The 21,620-nt window shown below is 71.5% G+C and carries 19 protein-coding genes and 1 pseudogene; 13 read left to right on the forward strand and 7 right to left on the reverse strand.

All coding sequences use genetic code 11. The annotated features are described in order from the left end of the window. Positions 1–28 precede the first annotated feature (28 nt). Positions 29–2,761 (forward strand): pyruvate dehydrogenase (acetyl-transferring), homodimeric type, encoded by a 2,733-nt coding sequence (aceE, locus tag RM572_RS00905; protein WP_311671335.1) that lies wholly within the window; start codon positions 29–31, stop codon positions 2,759–2,761. Positions 2,762–2,837: 76 nt separating this feature from the next. On the opposite strand, the gene RM572_RS00910 is transcribed toward aceE, so the two are convergent. Together RM572_RS00910 and RM572_RS00915 are read right to left on the reverse strand one after the other, a co-directional pair. Then, a complete protein-coding gene (locus RM572_RS00910; protein WP_394813506.1) occupies positions 2,838–3,230 on the reverse strand; it encodes a peptidase inhibitor family I36 protein in 393 nt (130 codons plus the stop codon). A 375-nt stretch (positions 3,231–3,605) separates the two neighbouring features. Beyond that, positions 3,606–5,222, reverse strand: a complete 1,617-nt coding sequence (locus RM572_RS00915) for an MFS transporter (RefSeq protein ID WP_311671337.1) — start codon at positions 5,220–5,222, stop codon at positions 3,606–3,608. 112 nt (positions 5,223–5,334) lie between these two features. Between RM572_RS00915 and RM572_RS00920 the strand changes: the two genes are divergently transcribed. Beyond that, positions 5,335–5,958 (forward strand): TetR family transcriptional regulator, encoded by a 624-nt coding sequence (locus RM572_RS00920; RefSeq protein WP_311671338.1) that lies wholly within the window; start codon positions 5,335–5,337, stop codon positions 5,956–5,958. A gap of 79 nt (positions 5,959–6,037) precedes the next feature. Beyond that, positions 6,038–6,949 carry a DUF4429 domain-containing protein gene (locus RM572_RS00925; RefSeq protein WP_311671339.1) on the forward strand — a complete coding sequence of 304 codons (912 nt, stop codon included), beginning with the start codon at positions 6,038–6,040 and terminating at the stop codon, positions 6,947–6,949. 31 nt (positions 6,950–6,980) lie between these two features. Here the strand turns inward: RM572_RS00925 and RM572_RS00930 are convergent, their stop codons facing one another. Continuing rightward, positions 6,981–7,793, reverse strand: coding sequence for a serine hydrolase domain-containing protein (locus RM572_RS00930; RefSeq protein WP_311671340.1), 813 nt, complete (start codon positions 7,791–7,793; stop codon positions 6,981–6,983). 81 nt (positions 7,794–7,874) lie between these two features. Here RM572_RS00930 and RM572_RS00935 point away from each other — a divergent pair. Continuing rightward, positions 7,875–8,348 (forward strand): annotated as a pseudogene (locus tag RM572_RS00935) (MerR family transcriptional regulator); the annotation flags it as partial. Between the two features lie 122 nt (positions 8,349–8,470). Then, positions 8,471–9,487, forward strand: a complete 1,017-nt coding sequence (locus RM572_RS00940) for an aldo/keto reductase (RefSeq protein WP_311671341.1) — start codon at positions 8,471–8,473, stop codon at positions 9,485–9,487. A 33-nt stretch (positions 9,488–9,520) separates the two neighbouring features. Here the strand turns inward: RM572_RS00940 and RM572_RS00945 are convergent, their stop codons facing one another. After that, positions 9,521–10,192, reverse strand: coding sequence for a pirin family protein (locus RM572_RS00945; RefSeq protein ID WP_311671342.1), 672 nt, complete (start codon positions 10,190–10,192; stop codon positions 9,521–9,523). Positions 10,193–10,234: 42 nt separating this feature from the next. Between RM572_RS00945 and RM572_RS00950 the strand changes: the two genes are divergently transcribed. From RM572_RS00950 to RM572_RS00970, 5 genes are all read left to right on the forward strand, one after another. Beyond that, positions 10,235–11,473, forward strand: coding sequence for a PucR family transcriptional regulator (locus RM572_RS00950; protein ID WP_311671343.1), 1,239 nt, complete (start codon positions 10,235–10,237; stop codon positions 11,471–11,473). Between the two features lie 101 nt (positions 11,474–11,574). Continuing rightward, entirely contained in the window at positions 11,575–12,510 is a 936-nt protein-coding gene (locus RM572_RS00955; RefSeq protein WP_311671344.1) for an ACP S-malonyltransferase, read from the forward strand. A gap of 13 nt (positions 12,511–12,523) precedes the next feature. Continuing rightward, on the forward strand, positions 12,524–13,558 hold the full coding sequence (locus tag RM572_RS00960; RefSeq protein WP_311671345.1) for a ketoacyl-ACP synthase III: 1,035 nt from the start codon (positions 12,524–12,526) through the stop codon (positions 13,556–13,558). 119 nt (positions 13,559–13,677) lie between these two features. After that, complete coding sequence (locus RM572_RS00965; RefSeq protein ID WP_311671346.1) at positions 13,678–13,926, forward strand: acyl carrier protein; 249 nt, start codon at positions 13,678–13,680, stop codon at positions 13,924–13,926. Positions 13,927–13,999: 73 nt separating this feature from the next. Beyond that, positions 14,000–15,259, forward strand: a complete 1,260-nt coding sequence (locus RM572_RS00970; RefSeq protein WP_311671347.1) for a beta-ketoacyl-[acyl-carrier-protein] synthase family protein — start codon at positions 14,000–14,002, stop codon at positions 15,257–15,259. Positions 15,260–15,355: 96 nt separating this feature from the next. On the opposite strand, the gene RM572_RS00975 is transcribed toward RM572_RS00970, so the two are convergent. Continuing rightward, a complete protein-coding gene (locus RM572_RS00975) occupies positions 15,356–15,850 on the reverse strand; it encodes a DUF3145 domain-containing protein (protein ID WP_311671348.1) in 495 nt (164 codons plus the stop codon). A 304-nt stretch (positions 15,851–16,154) separates the two neighbouring features. Here RM572_RS00975 and RM572_RS00980 point away from each other — a divergent pair, with 304 nt between their 5' ends. Next, on the forward strand, positions 16,155–17,084 hold the full coding sequence (locus RM572_RS00980; protein WP_311671349.1) for an SGNH/GDSL hydrolase family protein: 930 nt from the start codon (positions 16,155–16,157) through the stop codon (positions 17,082–17,084). Between the two features lie 33 nt (positions 17,085–17,117). On the opposite strand, the gene RM572_RS00985 is transcribed toward RM572_RS00980, so the two are convergent. Continuing rightward, on the reverse strand, positions 17,118–17,564 hold the full coding sequence (locus RM572_RS00985; RefSeq protein ID WP_311671350.1) for a MarR family winged helix-turn-helix transcriptional regulator: 447 nt from the start codon (positions 17,562–17,564) through the stop codon (positions 17,118–17,120). Positions 17,565–17,648: 84 nt separating this feature from the next. On the opposite strand from RM572_RS00985, the gene RM572_RS00990 reads away from it, so the two are divergent. Further along, positions 17,649–18,665 (forward strand): NADP-dependent oxidoreductase, encoded by a 1,017-nt coding sequence (locus tag RM572_RS00990; RefSeq protein ID WP_311671351.1) that lies wholly within the window; start codon positions 17,649–17,651, stop codon positions 18,663–18,665. Positions 18,666–18,814: 149 nt separating this feature from the next. Beyond that, complete coding sequence (locus RM572_RS00995; protein ID WP_027762878.1) at positions 18,815–19,243, forward strand: organic hydroperoxide resistance protein; 429 nt, start codon at positions 18,815–18,817, stop codon at positions 19,241–19,243. Positions 19,244–19,932: 689 nt separating this feature from the next. Here RM572_RS00995 and RM572_RS01000 read toward each other — a convergent pair. After that, on the reverse strand, positions 19,933–21,210 hold the full coding sequence (locus RM572_RS01000) for a helix-turn-helix domain-containing protein (protein ID WP_311671352.1): 1,278 nt from the start codon (positions 21,208–21,210) through the stop codon (positions 19,933–19,935). Between the last annotated feature and the right edge of the window lie 410 nt (positions 21,211–21,620).

Consider the following 21,620-nt stretch of genomic DNA (forward strand, 5'->3'; position numbering starts at 1 on the left):
GATCACCACCGAGCAGCGAAGGAACAGCGTGGCTTCCGGATCCGATCGCACCCCGATCATCATTGGCGGCCTTCCCAGCCAGGTCCCGGACTTCGACCCCGAAGAGACCCAGGAGTGGCTCGACTCTCTCGACGCGGCGGTCGACGAGCGCGGCCGGGAACGTGCCCGCTACCTCATGCTCCGCCTCATCGAACGGGCCCGCGCCCAGCGCGTCGCCGTGCCGGAGATGCGGAGCACGGACTACGTCAACACCATCGCGACCAAGAACGAGCCGTTCTTCCCCGGCGACGAAGAGGTCGAGCGCAAGATCCTCAACGCGACCCGGTGGAACGCCGCGGTGATGGTCTCCAGAGCGCAGCGGCCCGGCATCGGCGTGGGCGGCCACATCGCCACCTTCGCCTCTTCGGCGTCGCTCTACGACGTCGGCTTCAACCACTTCTTCCGGGGCAAGGACGACGGAAGGGGCGGTGACCAGGTCTTCTTCCAGGGGCACGCGTCCCCGGGCATCTATGCGCGCGCGTTCCTGCTGGACCGGCTGACCGAGGCGCAGCTCGACGGCTTCCGGCAGGAGAAGTCGAAGGCGCCGAACGGCCTGTCCAGCTATCCGCACCCACGGATGATGCCGGACTTCTGGGAGTTCCCCACCGTCTCGATGGGCCTGGGCCCGATCAGTGCGATCTATCAGGCGCGGATGAACCGCTACATGGAGGCCCGGGGGCTCGGCGACACCTCGCAGTCCCACGTGTGGGCGTTCCTGGGCGACGGCGAGATGGACGAGCCGGAGTCCCTGGGACAGCTGTCCATCGCGGCGCGCGAGGGCCTGGACAACCTGACCTTCGTGGTCAACTGCAACCTTCAGCGGCTGGACGGGCCGGTGCGGGGCAACGGGAAGATCATCCAGGAGCTGGAGTCGGCCTTCCGCGGCGCCGGCTGGAACGTGATCAAGCTGGTGTGGGACCGGTCCTGGGACCCGCTGCTGGCCCGCGACCGCGACGGGGTGCTGGTGAACAAGCTGAACACCACCCCGGACGGGCAGTTCCAGACGTATGCCACCGAGTCCGGTGCCTACATCCGCGACCACTTCTTCGGCGGCGACCAGCGCCTGCGGGCCATGGTCGAGGGCATGACCGACGACCAGATCCTGCACCTGGGCCGCGGCGGCCACGACCACCGCAAGGTGTATGCGGCCTACAAGGCGGCCAAGGAGCACAAGGGCCAGCCCACCGTGATCCTCGCGCAGACGGTCAAGGGGTGGACGCTCGGGCCGAACTTCGAGGGCCGCAACGCCACGCACCAGATGAAGAAGCTGACGGTCGACGACCTGAAGCACTTCCGCGACCGGCTCCACCTGCCCATCCCCGACAGCGAGCTGGAGTCCGGCGCGCCGCCGTACTTCCACCCGGGAAGGGACTCGGACGAGATCCAGTACATGCACGACCGACGCAAGGAGTGCGGCGGCTACGTGCCGACCCGGGTGGTACGGGCGGAGCCGCTGCCGCAGCCCGGGGACAAGGCCTACGCCACGGTCAGGAAGGGGTCGGGGCAGCAGCAGGTCGCCACCACGATGGCCTTCGTGCGGTTGTTGAAGGACCTCATGCGGGACAAGGAGATCGGCAAACGGTTCGTGCTGATCGCGCCGGACGAGTACCGCACCTTCGGAATGGACTCGTTCTTCCCGTCGGCCAAGATCTACAACCCGCTGGGCCAGACGTACGAGTCGGTGGACCGCGAGCTGCTGCTGGCGTACAAGGAGTCGCCGACCGGGCAACTGCTGCACGACGGCATCACTGAGGCGGGCTGCACGGCCTCGCTGATCGCGGCGGGCTCGGCGTACGCCACCCATGGCGAACCGCTGATCCCGGTCTACGTCTTCTACTCGATGTTCGGCTTCCAGCGGACCGGCGACCAGTTCTGGCAGATGGCCGACCAGCTGGCGCGCGGCTTCGTGCTGGGCGCGACCGCCGGACGGACGACGCTGACGGGCGAGGGCACGCAGCACGCGGACGGCCACTCCATGCTGCTGGCCGCGACGAACCCTGCGTGCGTGGCCTACGACCCGGCGTTCGGCTTCGAGATCGCGCACATCGTCAAGGACGGTCTGCGCCGGATGTACGGCGAGGACAGCGAGGACGTCTTCTACTACCTGACCGTCTACAACGAGCCGATCCAGCAGCCGGCGGAGCCGGAGAACGTCGACGTCGACGGCATTCTGCAGGGCCTCTACCGCTACCGGGCCGGCGAGCGGGGGACCCACCCCGCGCAGATCCTCGCCTCGGGTGTGGCCCTCGCGTGGGCGCTGGAGGCCCAGCAGATCCTCGCGGAGGAATGGGACGTCCGCGCCGACGTGTGGTCGGCGACGTCGTGGAACGAGCTGCGGCGCGAGGCGGTCGACGTGGAGCGGCACAACCTGCTGCACCCGGAGGAGGAACAGCGTGTCCCGTACGTGACGCGGAAGCTCCAGGGGGCCGACGGTCCGAAGCTGGCCGTCTCGGACTGGGAGCGCGGCGTGCCGGACCAGATCGCACGCTGGGTGCCGGGCACGTACCAGTCGCTGGGTGCGGACGGATTCGGCTTCGCCGACACGCGCGGGGCCGCCCGGCGGTTCTTCCACATCGACGCCCCGTCGATCGTGCTGGGTGTGCTCACCGAGCTGGCGCGGGAAGGCCGCATCGACCGGTCCGCGCTGAAGCAGGCGCTGGACCGGTACCAGCTGCTGGAGGTGTCCGCCGCCGACCCGGGCACCGCGGGCGGCGACGCCTGACCCGGCGGGAACGCGCGACTCCCCCGCCGAGGGGCCCCGGCCGCGGGCCGGGGCCCCTCGGCACGTCCGTGCCATCTCAGCGCTCCCAGATCTTGAAGGCGCGGACCTGGTAGGCCGAGCGGGGCGTCCAGGAGCCGGAGGGGTGGGTGTGGAACTCGCCTGTCGTGCCGCACTCCCGGCTTTGGTAGAGGGTCACGGGCCGGCCGGTGCGGTTGGCGTACGCGTCCGCAGTGTGCCCGGGTGGGAGCACGACGCAGCTCTCGATGGGTGTGCCGGCGAGCTCGAAGGCGAGCCGCTTCCCGGTGAAGTCCGGGTTCTCCCACAGGCACAGCTCTCCGGCGCCGCAGTCGCCGAGCACCGGCCGCGAGGTGTCCCCCGAGGCGGCGGCCGGCGCGGCCCCGAGCGCAAGGGCGAGAGCGGGCAGCAGCGCCGCGGCGCGTGCGGCTTTCCGCCGCACGGTGACGGCGATCCCGCGTGGTGCCGCCGGGGCGGCCGACGTGCCGGAGGGGGCGGCGCGGTGCCGGACGGCTGGGTCGTCCCGGTCGGACGGGCGCTCGGCGGACATGCTGATCACACTCCCCGTGGAGGGGCCGGGCAGCGGATCCGCCCGGCGTCGTGATCAAGGCTGGCGGCCCGCATCCGCCGCTGCCAAGCGCAACCGCCGGAAGTCACCGGTAGGGGTGGCCGAGTTGTCCACAGAGTGCCCTCCGTCCACAGATCTGGCGGGCGGCCCGCGGCGGTGAGGTCGGCGGGATAGACAGGTGCAGGGGCACGGTCCCCTCGGCCGTGCCCCTGCACCCCTCATCGCGCGGAACGGAACGACAGCTCCGTCCGTGCGAGTCCGCTACACGTGCACGGCGGGTCCCGCGTCATGGGCGCCCCGCTTGGTGAAGACCGCGACCCCCGCGGCCAGCACCGCGACGATTCCCGCACAGGTGAAGGCGAGTCCCATGCCCGAGATGAACGCGTCGTGCACCACGCTCGCCATGAGGTCGGCGATCCTCTCCGGGGTGCCCGCCGGAGCGGGCGGAGCGAAGCCGACGGCGGCGGCGTCCTCCAGCTGCTCGGCCTGCTGGGCCTTCAGGGGCGGCAGGCCGGCCTCGGCCCACTTCTCCCCCACCACGCCGCCGGCACGGGAGGCCATGACGGCGCCGAGGACGGCGGTACCCAGGCTCCCGCCGACCTGCATGGCCGCCTGCTGGAGCCCGCCGGCCACACCGGCGTGCTCGAGCGGCGCGTTGCCGACGATGACCTCGGTCGCGCCGACCATCACGGGAGCCAGGCCGAGACCGAGAAGGGCGAACCAGAGAGAGGTGGCCAGCGTTCCGCTGCCTGCATCCAACGTCGACAGACCGAACATCGCCAACGCGGTGATCACCATGGCCGCGACGAGAGGGCCGCGCGGCCCGACCTTGGTGATCACGGCGCCCGCCAGTGGCGACGACACGATCATCATGGCCGTCAGCGGCAGCAGGTGCAGGCCGCTCTCCACCGGAGACATGCCGTGGACGTTCTGGAGGTAGAAGGTGACGAAGAACAGCCCGCCCATGAAACCGAAGGCCATGAGCACCATCAGCACGGTGCCCGCCGACAGCGGCACGGAACGGAACATGCTCAGCGGCAGCAGCGGCTCCGGTGCCCGGGTCTCCCAGAGAGCGAAGACGGCGAAGAGGACCAGCGCGACGGCGAGGAAGCCGAGCGTGCCGGCATCGCCCCAGCCCCACTCGGGGGCCTTGATCAGCGCCCAGATCAGGCAGAACATCGCGCCGGAGAGGAGCACGATGCCGGGCAGGTCGAAGGATCTCGCCGTCTTCTCCGCCCGGTGGTCCAGCAGGAACGCCAGACCCATGCCCAGGGCGAGGACACCGACCGGCACGTTGATGAAGAAGACCGATTCCCAGCTGACGTGTTCGACCAGCAGCCCGCCGACGATCGGGCCGGCCGCGGTGGAGGCGCCGATCACGGCACCCCAGATGCCGATGGCCGCGTTGAGCTTCTCGGCGGGGAACGAGGCGCGGAGCAGCCCGAGCGCCGCGGGCATCAGGAGGGCGCCGAAGACGCCTTGGAAGACACGGAAGGTGACGACCAGCGAGACGCTGGGGGCGAAGCCGATGGCCGCCGAGGCGACGGCGAAGCCGACCACGCCGAAAAGGAATGCCTGCCGGTGGCCGAAGCGGTCGCCGAGCTTGCCCGCCGTGATCAGTGAGACGGCGAGAGCGAGGAGGTAGCCACTGGTGATCCACTGGACCTCGGCGAGCGTGGCGCCGAGATCCTGCTTGATCGCGGGGTTGGCGATGGCCACGATGGTGCCGTCGAGGGCGACCATGGTGACGCCGAGCGCCACCGTGAGGAGCGTGAGCCACGGGTGGCCACGAAGCCCTCTGGGCCGGGCGGGCTCTGCTATCGGCGGGCCCGGTGGTTCGGGCGCCCCCTTCGTGACGGTGGCGGTGTGCGAGCTCATGCCCGCGAGGCTAATGACAGCGTCTGACAATTGACAAACCAATTCATCAGTCTGCAGCTGTCATTCCGCTCACAGGTAGGGTGCCGCCCATGTCCAGGAAAGGTGGCCGAACGTGACCGGACTGCGGGAGCGCAAGAAGCGGCGCACCCGAGGGGCCCTCATCCGGGTGGCGCACGAGCTGATCGTCACCCGGGGCTACGACGACACGACCGTCGACCAGATCGCCGACGCCGTGGACGTGTCCCAGCGGACCTTCTTCCGGTACTTCTCCAGCAAGGAGGAGGTCGCGCTGGCGCTCCAGGACGAGACGGAGGCCGGCTTCTACGAGGCGGTGCGCGACCGCCCAGCACAGGAGTCGCCGATCCGCGCCCTGCGCAACGCCCTCGACGCGACCTGGGACCACTTCGGCGAGGCCATCACCGAGATCGTGCCGATCGGCCTGTACATGAGGATGTGGCAGGTCATCGAGACGACGCCGTCGCTGCTCGCCGCACACCTGCGCCGGTCCACCGAGACGGAGGCCCGCCTCGCCGCACTGCTCACCGCCCGCGAGGGCCTGTCCCCCGACGACCGGCGTCCCCGGGTGCTGGTCGCGTCGTTCACCGGCGTGATGCGGGCGGCCGGACGGGAGTGGGGCGAGGGCGAGGACGTCACGGTCGAGGCGGCACGCCGGACCATGGACACCTACCTCGACCTGATGGCGCCCGCGCTGAGCGACGGCTGGAGCCGCCGATGACGCGCGCCGAGGACCTCAGGCCAGTGGCACCGCGCGGCGCGGGGGGACGCGCGGGCGGGCGCCGCATACGATGACCCACATGGGTGACGTTCTGGCGGGAATCCACTCCTCCTGGGAGTTCGGTTCCGACTCCGTGCTCATCCGCTTCGAACGGGGGATCCGCACGCCGAAGCTCTTCCACGTGCTGGGAGAGCGGCGCATCCCGTACGAGGCACTGAGCCGGATCGAGCTGGCCCCCGGCGGGCGGCGCGGCACGATCGTGATGCGCGCGGTGCCGCGGGCCGGGGCCGACCCGCTGGTGGAGGCCGCGGACGGACAGCTCAAGGAGACCTGCGATCCGTACCGGCTGGTGCTTCCCGCAGAGCGCGAGCTGCTCGCCGACTACTACGTCAGCGAGCTGCGTTCGGCACTCGGTCCGGACGCGGCCGAGCCCGCCCCGGCGCACCTGGTCGCCGCGCCCGAGCCGCCGCTGACGTTCAAGGCGTACGACGGCAAGGCGCGTTTCAACGGCAAGGAGGTGTCCTTCCGCTGGTTCTGGACGGGGGCGTCCTCGGCCAAGTGGAAGGCGGGCGACCAGACGTTCGCGGTGGGCGAGCTCGAGGACGTGGAATGGCGCTCGCCCGAGGTCTTCAAGGGCCACCTGCGGTTGGTACCACGCGGCGCCGCCTCGCCCGCGCTACGCGCGTTCCCCGGCGTCGAGGTGGACCAGGACCCGGCCTCCGTGGTGTTCGGGCTGGGCTACGGACTGGTCCACGAGTCGCTGCCCTTCGCCGCCGCCGTGCTGGCCGCCGTACGGGAGGCGGAGCCGGTCCCGGCGCTGGACACGGCCACCGCTGCGAACCCGCCAGGCTCCGGCCCCGGTGCGAGCGACCGACGCGACCCGGCGGACATCGCCGAACGGATACGGCACCTCGGTGAGCTGCACGAGGCCGGGCTGCTCACCGACGAGGAGTTCTCCGCCAAGAAGGCGGACCTGCTCGCCGAGCTCTGACCTCCGCGCACGCGGGCCCGGGCCCGGCGGCCTACAGCGCGGCGAGGACCGCGTCGGTGAAGACCGGCCACACCTCGACGGCCCACGGACCGAAGTCGCGGTCGGTGAGCGCGACGCAGGCGGCACCGGCCTCCGGGTCCACCCACAGGAAGGTGCCGGACTGGCCGAAGTGCCCGAAAGTACGCGGCGAGGAGCGGTCACCGGTCCAGTGCGGCGTCTTCCCGTCGCGGATCTCGAAGCCGAGTCCCCAGTCGTTCGGTGACTGGTTGCCGTAGCCGGGCAGCACGCCCTTGCGTCCGGGGAAGGCCACGCCCGTGGCCTCCTGGAGCGTCTGCGGCGCGATCAGGCGGGGCGCCTGGAGTTCCCCCGCGAAGCGCACCAGGTCGTCCGCGGTGGAGACGGCGTCCTTGGCCGGGGAGCCCGCGAGTTCGGTGTCCGTCATTCCCAGCGGCGAGAGGACCGCGTCTCTCAGGTACTCCGCGAAGGGGATGTCGGTGGTCTTGGTCAGGTGCTCGCCCAGCACCTCGAAGCCGGTGTTGGAGTAGATCCGCCGCTCGCCCGGCGCCGCAACGGTCCGGTGCTCGTCGAAGGCGAGACCGGAGGTGTGGGCCAGCAGGTGGCGGACGGTCGCGCCCTCGGGGCCGGCCGGCTCGTCCAGCTCGAGCGCGCCCTCCTCCACCGCGACGAGCACGGCGTAGGCGGCCAGCGGCTTGGTGACGGAGGCGAGCGGGAAGCGCCGTCCGGTCTCGCCGTACTTCCCGGCCAGGGAGCCGTCCGCCGTGACGACGGCGGCGGCAGCGGCGGGCACGGGCCAGGTCTCGATCATCCGCAGGGCGCTGTCCATGCCAGGCAGCCTAACGCGGCGGAAATCGGCCCCCGAAATGTGCTTGCCTGGAGTGCACTCCAGGTCCGTAGCGTTTCCCCCATGACCGTGACGGAGCAGGAGACGGCGGACGAGAGCGAGACAGCGGGCAAGGCGGCCGACGCGGACCTCTGCGCGACCCGGAACGCCGTGCATCCGCGCCCGGACGGAATGGACCGGTACACCATCAGCGAGGTCGCGGCCTGCACCGGGCTGAGCGCGCACACCCTGCGCTGGTACGAGCGGATCGGCCTCATGTCGCACGTCGACCGCTCGCACACCGGGCAGCGACGGTTCACCAACAAGGATCTGGACTGGCTGTCACTGGTCGGCAAGCTCCGCCTCACCGGCATGCCGGTGGCCGACATGGTGCGGTACGCCGAACTCGTGCGGGCCGGCGAGCACACCGTGGACGCGCGGCGCGAACTCCTCGAGACGACCCGGCGGAACGTGCGTCTCCGCATCGCGGAACTGCGGGACACCCTCGCGGTCCTCGACCACAAGATCGGCGTCTACTCGGGGAAGCCGCAGATCCCGGCGCACTCCACGGAACCACCGACCGGTCCGGCGCAGCCCGGCGCAGCACAGCCCGCCGACGAGCGGAGCACCGAAGAGCAGACCACGGAGGCGTCGCCCTCCGGGAAGGCGGCACGGCAGCGATGAACACGGAGCGGATCGGCACGGAACGGCTGGGCGCGGACGGCCCGGAGGTGGGCGTCCAGGGCCTGGGCTGCATGGGCATGAGCTTCGCCTACGGTCCCACGGACGAGAGGCAGGCGCGCGCCACGCTGGAACGGGCGCTGGAGCTCGGTGTCACCCTCTACGACACCGCCGACATGTACGGCGCGGGCGAGAACGAACGGTTCCTGGCGCCCTTCGTGCGCGCGCACCGTGACGAGATCGTCCTGGCCACCAAGTTCGCCGTGGTGCTCGACCCGGACGACCCGCAGGCGCGCGGGGTGCGCAACGACCCCGCGTACGTGCGGCAATGCGTCGAGAAGAGCCTGCAGCGACTCGGCGTGGAGACGATCGACCTGTACTACATGCATCGCCGGGACCCGAGGGTGCCGCTCGAGGAGTCCGTCGGCGCCATGGCCGAACTGGTCCGGGAGGGCAAGGTTCGGCAGCTCGGGCTGAGCGAGGTGACGGGGAGCGAGCTGCGCACCGCGCACGCCGTCCACCCCGTGGCCGCGGTGCAGTCGGAGTGGTCGGTCTTCAGCCGCGACGTGGAGGAGAACGTGGTCGGCGCCGCACGCGAGCTGGGCGTGACCTTCGTGCCGTACTCACCGCTCGGCCGGGGCTTCCTCACCGGTTCGTTCACCGACGCCGACCGGGACCTCGGCAGCGACGACTTCCGCCGCCTCCAGCCGCGCTTCACCGGCGCCAACGCGACGGCGAACGCGGCCCTGTTGCGGCCGCTGCGACGGATCGCCGAGGCGCACGGTGCCACGAGCGGCCAGGTCGCGCTGGCCTGGGTACACCAGCGGGCGGCGGTGCACGGCCTGCGCGTGGTGCCGATTCCGGGCACCCGGCGCCCGGGCCGCGTGGACGAGAACACGGCGGCCACCCGCCTCACGCTGACCGAAGAGGAGCTGAGCGTGCTGGAGCCCGTCGCCGCGCAGGTGGCGGGCGCGCGGTACGCGGACATGGCCCTCACCTCGGCCGGGCGGGAGTAGCCCCTTCTGCGGCGAACCCGCACCGTCCCGCGGTCAGCCGTAGGAGGGTTCGGCGTGCATCTCCCAGAGCAGCAGCTCCGTGTCACCGTGAGCGGACGCCACCAGGCCGTCCGCCGCGGTGACACGGGCCGCGTCACCGGGTCCCAGCCGCTCACCGCCCAGGCGCACCCCGCCGCGGACCACGTGCAGGTGGACGAACTGCGCGTCGGGCACCGCCGTACGTGCGCCGTCGCCGAGCCGTCGCACGTGCAGCACGGCGTCGGTGCGGGGGATCGCGAACGGCGTCGCGTCGGCGATCCCCCGCACCACCTCGTACCCGGGCGGACCGCCGAAGCTTCCCGGCACCAGCCACATCTGCACGAAGCGCAGCACCCCCGTCCCGGCGTTGCGCTCCGCATGGCGGACGCCGGAGCCCGCCCCCAGGCGCTGCAGGTCGCCGGGGCGGACCAGCGTCGCGGCGCCCGTCGAGTCCTGGTGCTCCAGCTCTCCCTCCACGACCCAGGTGACGATCTCCAGGTCGCGGTGCGGGTGGAGTCCGAAGCCCGCTCCGGGCTCCAGGCGCTCCTCGTTGCAGGCGACGAGGAGGCCGAAGCCGACGTTCTCCGGGTCGTAGAAGCCGGAGAAGGAGAATGCGTGCCGGGTGTCGATCCCGGCGGCCCTGTCACCGCCGCGGTACCGGTCGGCTGCTCGCCGTACCTCAAGCATGCAGACCACCGTAGACGCCCCCGTACCCGCGGACGGCACCGGATGAGGCAGGCTTGTGCCGTGCCCGAACCTACGGAATCCGACGAAAATCCCGCGAACGACGCCGACGGCCGGTCGGCGCAGCATCCGCACGCGGCCACGCTGCGGCGGCTCCAGCAGTCCTCCGGCAAGCTCGCCGCGGCGGCCCTGTCCCGCATGGACGAGCAGCTGCCGTGGTACCGCGCCATGCCGCCGGAGAACCGGTCCTGGATCGGGCTGGTCGCGCAGGCCGGCATCGCCGCGTTCACCGAGTGGTTCCGGCACCCGGAGACGCCGCAGGCCATCAGCACGGACGTGTTCGGCACCGCGCCGCGCGAACTGACGCGGGCGATCACGCTGCGGCAGACGGTGGAGCTGGTGCGCACCACGATCGAGGTCGTCGAGACCGCGATCGACGAGGTCGCGGCCCCCGGGGACGAAGCGGTACTGCGCGAGGCGCTGCTCGTCTACGCCCGCGAGATCGCCTTCGCCACCGCGCAGGTCTACGCCCAGGCGGCGGAGGCCCGCGGCGCGTGGGACGCACGCCTGGAGTCCCTGGTGGTGAACGCCGTGCTGTCGGGCGAGGCGGACGAGGGCGCCGTGTCCCGTGCCGCGGCGCTCGGCTGGAACTCGCCCGAACACGTCTGCGTCGTGCTGGGCACCGCGCCCGACGGGGACAGCGAGCTCACGGTGGAGGCCATCCGGCGAGCGGCGCGGCACGCCAAGCTCCAGGTGCTGACCGGCGTGCTGGGCGAGCGGCTGGTGGTGATCGCGGGCGGTTCGGACGATCCGCTGCGCACCGCCAAGTCGCTGATCGGTCCGTACGCTTCGGGCCCGGTGGTGGCCGGACCGGTCGTCGGGGATCTGCTGTCGGCCACACGGTCGGCGCAGGCCGCGGCCGCCGGACTGCGGGCGTGTGCGGCGTGGCCGGACGCGCCGCGCCCGGTGCTGGCGGACGATCTGCTGCCCGAGCGGGCGATGGCCGAAGACCCGGCGGCGCGGAAGCTCTTGGTGGAGGAGATCTACAGACCGCTGGAGGAAGCCGGCTCGGCGCTGCTGGAAACTCTCAGCGTATATCTGGAGCAGGCAAGCAGTCTCGAAGGCGCGGCGCGGATGCTCTTCGTTCACCCGAACACCGTCCGCTACCGGCTGCGACGTGTGACGGACGTCACCGGGTGGTCCCCCTCCGACGTGCGTTCAGCGTTTACTCTGCGTATCGCGCTGATCCTGGGGCGTCTCGCAGACGGTGATCGAGAGCCGTAGGCTGAGCGTCGCGGGTTTGTCGGGGAGCCACAATTCCCCCGACTGTTCTTCGTCCCGGTCCCCACGGGCGGGGACCCACGTCCTCAAGAGAGAGTGTGAGAGTGCTCGTACTCGTCGCTCCCGGCCAAGGCGCCCAGAAGCCTGGCTTCCTGACCCCCTGGCTCGACCTCCCCGGCGTCGCGGACCGCCTCCGGGAATGGTCCGACGCCCTCGAACTCGACCTGGTGCACTACGGCACCAAGGCGGACACGGAGGAGATCCGGGACACCGCCGTGGCCCAGCCGCTGCTGGTGGCCGCCTCCCTGGTGTCCGCCGGGGCGCTGCTCGAGGGCCATGACGCGGCGCGGGCGGTCGGCTCGGTCGCCGGTCACAGCGTCGGTGAACTGGCCGCCGCGGCCACCGCGGGTGTCGTCTCCCCCGCGGACGCCATGTCCCTGGTACGCATCCGCGGACGCGCCATGGCCGAGGCCGCCGCGGTGACCGAGACCGGGATGGCCGCGGTGCTCGGCGGGGACGCCGACACGGTCACCTCGCACCTCGAACAGCTCGGGCTCACCTCCGCGAACATCAACGGCGGCGGCCAGATCGTGGCGGCCGGCACCGCCGAGCAGCTCGAGGCGCTGGCCGCCGACAAGCCGGAGGGGGCGCGCGTCCGGCCGCTCCAGGTCGCGGGGGCGTTCCACACGGTGCACATGGCGCCCGCCGTCGAGGCCTTGGACACCGCGGTGCGCGGCGTCGCCGTGCATGACCCGGTCCTGCCCTACGTGTCGAACGCGGACGGTCAGGTCGTGGACAGCGGTGCGGAGGTCGTACGGCGGCTGGTGCAGCAGGTGGCCAACCCGGTGCGCTGGGACCTGTGCATGGAAACGTTCGTCGCGCGCGGCGCGACCGCCCTGATCGAGGTGTGCCCGGGCGGAACGCTCACCGGCCTGGCGAAGCGCGGTATGCCGGGTGTCAGGACGCTGGCACTCAAGTCCCCCGACGATCTCGAGGCGGCCCGCACGCTCGTCGCCGAACACACCGCCGCGGCGGAATAGGAGCATCGAGAGCATGACCGCGAAGATCAGGCCCGCCAAGGGCTCCCCTCACGCGCGCATCCACGGCGTCGGCGGCTACCGGCCCACGCGCGTGGTGCCGAACGAGGAGATCCTCAAGCACATCGACTCCTCCGACGAATGGATCCGCTCGCGGTCCGGCATCGCGACCCGCCACTGGGCCGGTCCGGAGGAGACTGTCGCCGAGATGACGCTGGAGGCCGCGGGCAAGGCGATCGCCGACGCGGGAATCACGCCGGAGCAGGTCGGCGCCGTCATCATCTCGACGGTCTCGCACTTCAAGCAGACCCCGTCGATCGCCACCGAGGTCGCCCACCGTCTCGGCACGGGCAAGGCCGCCGCGTTCGACATCTCCGCCGCCTGCGCCGGGTTCGGTTACGGCCTGGGCATCGCCAAGGGTCTCGTCGTGGACGGCAGCGCCGAGTACGCGCTGGTGGTCGGCGTCGAACGCCTCTCGGACCTGACCGACCTCAAGGACCGTTCCACGGCCTTCCTGTTCGGCGACGGCGCGGGCGCGGCAGTCATCGGCCCGGCGGACGAGCCCGGCATCGGCCCCGTGGTGTGGGGCTCCGAGGGCGACAAGGCCGACGTCATCACGCAGACCGTCCCCTGGGACGCGTTCCGGGTGGGGGACGTCAGCGCACTGCCGGTGGACGACGCCGGCGAACTGAAGTTCCCCGCGCTGCGCCAGGAAGGCCAGACGGTCTTCCGCTGGGCCGTCTTCGAGATGGCCAAGGTCGCCCAGCAGGCGCTGGACGCCGCCGGAGTCGCCGCGGAGGACCTGGACGTCTTCGTCCCGCACCAGGCCAACATGCGGATCATCGACTCGATGGTGAAGACTCTGAAACTCCCGGAGACGGTCACCGTCGCACGGGACGTGGAGACCACCGGCAACACCTCGGCCGCCTCCATCCCGCTCGCCATGGAGCGGCTGCTGGCGACCGGTCAGGCGAAGAGTGGCGACACGGCACTGGTCATCGGTTTCGGTGCCGGCCTCGTCTACGCGGCCGCCGTCGTTACTCTCCCCTGAAGCAGGACCACACACCTCGCAGCGCACGCCGCACCGTCACGGAGGCGGCAGCGCTGTGGCACAGCACCGGGCCGGGAAGCCGCGTCCGGGAGACCGACACAACACGAAGGAGCGCCGCAATGGCCGCCACGAAGGAAGAGATCATCGCCGGTCTCGCCGACATCGTCAACGAGATCGCCGGTATCCCCGCCGAGGACGTCAAGGAGGACAAGTCCTTCACCGACGACCTGGACGTCGACTCGCTGTCCATGGTCGAGGTCGTCGTAGCCGCCGAGGAGCGCTTCAGCGTGAAGATCCCGGACGACGACGTCAAGAACCTCAAGACCGTCGGCGACGCCACCGAGTACATCCTCAAGCACCAGGGCTGAGCCGGACTGTCGCCGCCCTGCGGTGGCGCCGACGCGTCACCGCGTACCTCAGACACGTGGAGAGAGAATTCCGATGAACACGACCCCATCCGCCGTGGTCGTCACCGGTATCGGCGCAACCACACCGCTGGGTGGCGACAGCGCATCGACCTGGGAGGGTCTCGTCGCCGGCCGGTCCGGTGTGCGTCTCCTGGAGGAGGAGTGGGCGGCCGACCTGCCCGTGCGCATCGGTGCACGGGCGGCCGCCGACCCCTCGGAGGTCATTCCGCGTCCGCAGGCGCGGAAGCTGGACCGCTCCGCGCAGTTCGCGCTCATCGCCGCCCGTGAGGCGTGGGCGGACGCCGGCTTCACCGCGCGCGCGGGCGAGGACGGCACCGTCGACCCCGACCGGCTCGGCGCGGTCGTCGCGTCCGGTATCGGAGGCGTGACCACCCTTCTCGACCAGTACGACGTGCTGCGGGACAAGGGTGTGCGCAAGGTGTCGCCGCACACCGTGCCCATGCTCATGCCGAACGGCCCCTCCGCCAACGTGGGTCTCGAGGTCAACGCGCGGGCCGGGGTGCACACTCCGGTCAGCGCCTGCGCCTCGGGATCGGAGGCCATCGGCTACGCGGTGGAGATGATCCGCACGGGCCGTGCCGACGTCGTCGTCGCCGGTGGGACGGAGGCGGCGATCCACCCGCTGCCCATCGCCGCGTTCGGCAACATGATGGCGATGTCGAAGAACAACGACGACCCGCAGGGCGCCTCGCGGCCGTACGACGCGGACCGCAACGGCTTCGTCATGGGCGAGGGCGCCGGTGTGATCGTGCTGGAGTCGGCGGAGCACGCCGCGCGGCGCGGTGCGCGGGTGTACGCGGAGGCCGTCGGCCAGGGCGTCTCGGCCGACAGCCACCACATCACGCAGCCCGAGCCGAGCGGCAACGGCATCGCGCACGCGCTGCAGAACCTGATGCAGAACACCGACCTGCGCGCCGACGAGATCATGCACATCAACGCGCATGCGACGTCGACCCCGCAGGGCGACATCGCCGAGATCAAGGCACTGCGCAAGGTGTTCTCCGGCGACGTGGACCACATGGCACTGTCCGCGACGAAGTCCATGACCGGTCACCTGCTGGGCGGTGCCGGTGGCATCGAGACTGTGGCGGCGGTGCTCGCGCTGCACCACCGCCTCGCTCCGCCGAGCATCAACATCGCGAACCTCGACCCGGAGGCGGACGCCGACGTCGTCCGTGAGCCGCGCGAGCTGCCGCAGGGCCGCATCGCCGCGCTCAACAACTCCTTCGGGTTCGGCGGCCACAACGTGGTGCTGGCGCTGCGGACGGTCTGACCTCCGCGCGGCCCGCACGTACGAACGCCCCGGCCTGCCAGGCTGTGAAGCCTGGCAGGCCGGGGCGTCTTCGCGTAGTGCCGTGGTGAAGGGGACTCAGACGACCTGGTGGAGCCAGCGCACCGGGGCGCCCTCGCCGGCGTACCGGAAGGGTTCGAGTTCGTCGTCCCAGGGTTTGCCGAGCAGCCGGGCGATCTCCGCCTCGAGGTCGCTCTCCCCCCGCACGGAGCGGGACATCGCGGCCCGCAGCCGGTCCTCGGGGATCAGGATGTCGCCGTGCATGCCGGTGACGGCGTGAAAGATGCCCAGCTCGGGGGTCGAGCTGTAGCGCTCTCCCTCGGCGGCGGCACACGGGTCGGCGGTCACCTCGAAGCGCAGCATGTGCCATCCGCGGAGCGCGGAGGCGAGCTTCGACGCGGTGCCCGGCTCCCCCTGCCAGGAGAACTCGGCACGCCAGGTGCCCGGAGAGGCGGGCTGTTTGATCCAGTCGAGCGCGACGCGGCCGCCCAGCACCCCTGCGACGGCCCACTCGACGTGCGGGCAGAGCGCGCGGGGCGCGGAGTGGACGAACAGGACTCCACGTGTCGTCACCGGGACCTCCAGTGCGGTTCGAGCTCCGACCTCGCGGGCGGGCTCGAGTACCTGCCGGTCACGCGCCGGACCGGCGCCTGACATTCTGCACCATCGACCACTGGCCTACCAGCTTCCGAGGTGACCAACAGTAAACACCATTGTGGTCATTCCTCCACGAATCGGGCAGGATATGACGCGATGTGATGGGTGTTCGGTTACCTGTACGCACGCGAACCGCCCCACGGGAGAAAGCTACCGCGCTGATTCCGGCCGCGGGTGCCGTACGGTCGGGAAGGGAGACGACGCGGAAGGGAAGGCGGCGATGCGGACACGCGGACACACCGCCCGGATGGCGGTGGCCGGCGCCCTGGCCATGACCCTGGGGTGCTCCCTGGCGGCCTGTCAGGGCGGCTCCTCACCAGAGGGCTCCTCACCCCCCTCCTCCTCGGCATCCGGGGCGCGGCCGGGTACATCCCCTTCGTCACCCGGCGCGTCCGCGGCACCCTCGGCCTCCCCGGCATGGGACACCGACCCCGACTCCCTCGCCGCCGTCGGCGACTCCATCACCCGGGCGTTCGATGCCTGCGGGCCGCTCGCCGACTGCCCGAAGTCGTCCTGGGCCACCGGCACCGACCCGGCCGTGGCCAGTCTCGCCTCCCGGCTCCTCGACCGCCCCGGCCGCGACAGCTGGAACCTGGCGGTCTCCGGCGCGACGATGGCCGACCTCCCTCGGCAGATGGCGCAGGCTGCGGACCGCGACCCGGAGTTGGTGACGGTGCTCGTCGGCGCCAACGACGCGTGCAGGCCGTCGGTCGACGCGATGACGCCGGTGGCCGGCTTCCGCACCGACTTCGAGCAGGCACTGCGCACCCTCCGGGAGGAGGCTCCCGGCTCCCAGGTGTACGTGGCGAGCATCCCGGACCTGCAGCGGCTCTGGCAGGTGGGACGCGACGAGCCGGACGCCCGCCGGGTGTGGGATTACGGCATCTGCCGCTCCATGCTGGACGCGCCACGGGACACGGGTGAGGCCGCGACCGCACGCCGGGCGCAGGTCTCGGAGCGCGTGGACGCCTACAACTCCGTGCTGCGCGAGGTCTGCACGGAGGTGAGGCGGTGCCGCTGGGACGGGGGCGAAGTGCACGACTACCGCTTCACCGCGAACGCGCTCAGCCGCTGGGACTGGTTCCACCCGAGCCGCGAGGGACAGAGCGATTTGGCCGAACTCGCCTACAAGCGCATCACGGACGGCTGACTCGACGAGACCGCCGGGCCCCTGGGCGCGGCATCACGGGCTGTCCAGCATCCGTATGAGCAGGTCACGGAGCACCCGCCGCTCCAGCGGCGTGAGCTCGGCGAGCGGCTCCCGGGCGAACCCGAGCGCACCCCGCAGGCTCGCGGCCGTCGCGCTGCCGCGCTCCGTGGGCGCGGCGAGCTTGACGCGGCGATCGGCCGGGTCCGGCCGCCGCTCGACCAGGCCCCGGGCCTCCAGCCTGTCGACGATGCCCGTCACGTTCGACGGCTCACACCTCAGCTGCTCGGCGATGCGGCGCATCGGCGTGGGCTCACGGTCGAGCAGGGCGAGAACGCGCGCCTGCGCTCCGGTGAGCGCGTGGTCGGCGGCGGCCACCTCGTACTCCGCGTGGTAGCGCGCCACGACGCCGCCGATCAGCTCGACGACCTCGCGCGTGAGGGCGTCGGGCAGGGGCGGGACGGAGGGTGAGCCGGTCGACATGACCTCAGCCTACCTCAAAGCTTGACAACATGAAATATCCAGGTGCAGCATTGTTTCAGCATCTGAAGCATCTGGAGGCACCACATGACTCTGCCCACCGCCGGTCGCGCCTGGCATCTGACGGCCCGCCCGCAGGGCTGGCCCACGCCCGACGGGTTCGCGCTGCGGGAAGTCCCGGTAGAGGCCCCCGGGGAAGGCCAGATCCTCGTGCGCAACCTCTACCTGTCCGTGGATCCGTACATGCGCGGCCGGATGAACGACGTCCGGTCGTACGTGCCGCCCTTCCAGCTCGACGCGCCCATGGACGGCGGTGCCGTGGGCGTCGTCGTGGCTTCCGAGGCCGCAGGCTTCGCCGTGGGCGACCACGTCCTGCACGGGCTCGGCTGGCGGGAGTTCGCCACGCTCGACGCCCGGCACGCCACCGTCGTCTCCGCCGACCTGGCGCCGCTCAGCACCTACCTCGGAGTCCTGGGCATGCCGGGTCTCACCGCCTACGCGGGTCTCCTGGAGGTGGGAGGGTTCACCGAGGGCGACGCGGTGTTCGTCTCCGGCGCGGCCGGCGCCGTGGGCGGACAGGTGGGCCAGATCGCCCGGCTCAAGGGCGCTTCCCGGGTGATCGGCAGTGCGGGCTCGGACGAGAAGGTGCGTCTGCTGACCGAGGAGTACGGCTTCGACGCGGCCTTCAACTACAAGTCGGGCCCGGTCGCCGAGCAGCTCCGAGCCGCCGCCCCGGAGGGGATCGACATCTACTTCGACAACGTCGGCGGCGACCACTTGGAGGCCGCTCTCGGCGCGATGAACGTGCACGGCCGCGTCACGGTGTGCGGCATGATCGCGCAGTACAACGCCACGGAGCCCCCCGCCGCACCGCACAATCTCGCCCTGCTCATCGGCAAGCGGATCCGGATGCAGGGCATGCTCGTCAGCGACCACGCATCGCTGCAGCCGCAGTTCGTCTCCGAGGTCTCCGGCTGGATCCGCTCCGGCGAACTCACCTACCGGGAGACCGTCGTGGACGGCATCGACAACGCCCTGGACGCCTTCCTCGGCATGCTCAAGGGCGAGAACACCGGAAAGATGGTCGTCCGCCTCGCCGACTGACGGCAGCGACCCGCACCGACACCCGATCATCCGACCCCACGGGGGCTCCCCGCCATGCCGGCGCCCGCATCCGATCCTCTAGGCTCGGACCGGACCGCAGAGGTCGTGGGCGCGAGCCTCCCGGTCGGACAAGAAACGAGAGGATCTGCATGTCCATCCCATCCCTCGACGTCAAGTACACCGCGGTGGCCACCGCTCACAACGGCCGCGACGGCCGGGTCGCGTCCGACGACGGCAAGCTCGACGTGGTCGTCAACCCGCCCAAGGAACTGGGCGGCAGCGGTGAGGGCACCAACCCGGAGCAACTGTTCGCCGCCGGCTACAGCGCCTGCTTCCAGAGCGCCCTCGGCGTCGTCGCCCGGCAGGAGAAGGCCGACATCACCGGCTCCACGGTCACCGCAGAGGTCGGCATGGGCAAGACGCCGGAAGGCGGCTTCGGCCTCACCGTCGCCCTGCGCGCCAGCATTCCTCAGGTGGACGCCGCGACCGCCAGGCAGCTGCTGGAGAAGGCGCACCAGGTCTGCCCGTACTCCAACGCGACCCGCGGCAACATAGAGGTCACCCTGACCGTCGACTGACGGCTGACGGCTGAGGGCAGGCCGGACGGTCGGCCGCTCGGCAGAAGTGGACGGGTGGGTGGCGCCGCCCGCCCGTCCACCCCGCGCCGTCACCTCTCCGATCCACGGGTTCGCGTGACGCGCTCGAGAACGTCGGTACGGTGCCCGTCGACCGACGGCTCGTCAGCCGGCCGTATGCAGCAGCACCTTGCCGGTCGGGACGTCGGAAGGGGTGGCGAGCAGTCCCATCGCTTCGGGGAAGCCGGTCAGCGGCATGCGGAGACTGATCAACGGTGCGGGTTGAGCCGTCCGGAGGCCAGCGCGTTGGGGCGTGAGACCAGGCGAAGGACCGGGCGCCGAACACCGTACGCAGGGTGAGTCGGTCGGCCGCGAGCCGGATCGGTTCGGCATTCCAGCTACGGGCGCGGGCGTCACCGACGAGGATCACGCGTCCACCGGGCCGGGCCAGGTCACAGGCCGTTCGGCCTGCACCGGACGGCCCGGACCTCTCCAGCACCAGGTCGAAACCCCTCGTCGGCGCCGTCGATGACGAGCGCTCGTGCCAAGGGGTCGTGGACACCGACCTCTCCCGGGCCCCCCGGCCCGGCGGTCGGGCGGTCGGGCGGGCCGGGCGGCCGGACCTCACTGCAGAGCATGGTGCCGTCGCGTTCCCGGGCCCGCCGAGCGAGGCCGGCGGGGGACACCGGTCGTCACACCGGCCGGGAGAGCTCCGGGCGTCGGGCCGTGCTCACGGTGCCGGGCGGGCCCAGCTCGCCGCGCAGCCGCATCGTGCGGAGCACCAGCTCCAGTTCGAAGCGGCTTTCCGGCGCGTCGATGTCGTCACCCCACAACTCGCGTATCTGACGCAGGCGGTAGCGGACGGTCTGGGGATGCACTCCCAGCCGGGCGGCGACTTCGGGGGCTCCTCCTCTGGTCTCCAGCCACGCGAGCAGTGTCTCGGCGAGCCGGCGGCTGTGGGTGGGGCCGCAGTCCCGCAGCGGGGCGAGCCGGCGGCGGGCGAGGTCCCCGATGAGTTCCTCGGGAGGCAGGAGCACCAGTGCCTCGGTGTGTTCGGTGCAGGGAAGGAGTTCGCCTCCGGGCAGGAGCCCGCGCTCCATCAGAGCCACGGCGGACTGTGCCCAGTACAACGACTTCACCGCCTGTGCCGGGGGTACGGGCGGGCCGAGAGCCCCCGCCCAACCGGCCGTCGCCCGGCGGAGCCGTTCGGCGCGGCCGGGTGCGTCCGGATCGGGTACCACCATCCGGGGCTGCTCGCATTCCATGTCCAGCAGCACCTCGTCACCGACGGCCGGCGGCACGGCCGACCGCGCCGGGCGCTGCAGCACGGCGACCGCCACGGTGCACGGCACCGGCCAGGCGATCCGGGCCGCGCGGTCCGCGATGAGTTCGGTGAAGTCGGCCGGGGCCCGGTGGTGTTCGGTGAGCAGCAGATCCAGCAGGCGACGCTGCAGCCGCAGCCGCTCGCCGGCCTGCCGGGCGGCTGCCTCGGCATAGCCGTGCACGGAGGCGGCGACGAGGCTGTCCAGATAGACGAACGCCGCGTCGGCCAGCTCGTACATGGCAGGCGGTGGGATCTCCAGACGGGTGCCCAGTTCGGAGAAGCGGCGCCAGGCGAGGCGTATGCCCAGCCGGTAGATGGCCTGGAGGGCGTCGAGACTGCGGCCTTCCCGCACCTCCCCGCGCCCGAAGTCCTGGAAGATCCGGGGCGGCGGACGCAGATCGGAACTCAGGCCGTGCGTGGTGAGGTGGCCGAGGAAGTGCTCGATGGCGCCCCGGATGCCGACCAGCGCCAGAGGCTCTCCGTTGTCGTCGAGCATCAGCGGCAGGTTCGGGTGCTCACGCCGGATCTCCCCGAGGATGTCCTCGGCGAGTTGCGGCACCTCCTGGAGCGCGCGGGCGGTGAAGCGGCTCACCCGCAGCGGCGGCACCCCGCTCCAGGCCGATCCGGCGACGGCGGCAGTGGTCACGGCGCCCCACCCTCGTCCCCGGCGGCCCCGGCGTCCGGGGACGGCGAAGACGGAGACGGCGAAGACCGTGGCGGCGAAGACTGCGGGGACGGCTCCTGCGAAGGCTGCGGAGGGGAGGTGGACGTGCGGAACTCGACCAGGGGGACGTTCGGCTGCTCCGGCGTGGCGTGCAGCGCGGCGACGATCCCCCACCCCGCCCCGACCGCCAGTGCGGCGGCTGCGACGCAGGTCAGAGTAGCTGTGAGGAGTCTGTGCATGGCGCGACGAACCTCTTTCGTCAGTGCGCACCAGCCCGCCCCAGGGCTGTGACCCTCTGGAAGTTACTCGAGTGTTAATTAGCCATTGACGCCATGTCAAGCGTCCTCTACGTTTCCGGTCTCATGCGAGGCCCTCACCGGTCTCCTCCGAAC

Source organism: Streptomyces hazeniae, from assembly GCF_031845485.1.
Classification (GTDB): Bacteria; Actinomycetota; Actinomycetes; order Streptomycetales; family Streptomycetaceae; genus Streptomyces; species Streptomyces hazeniae.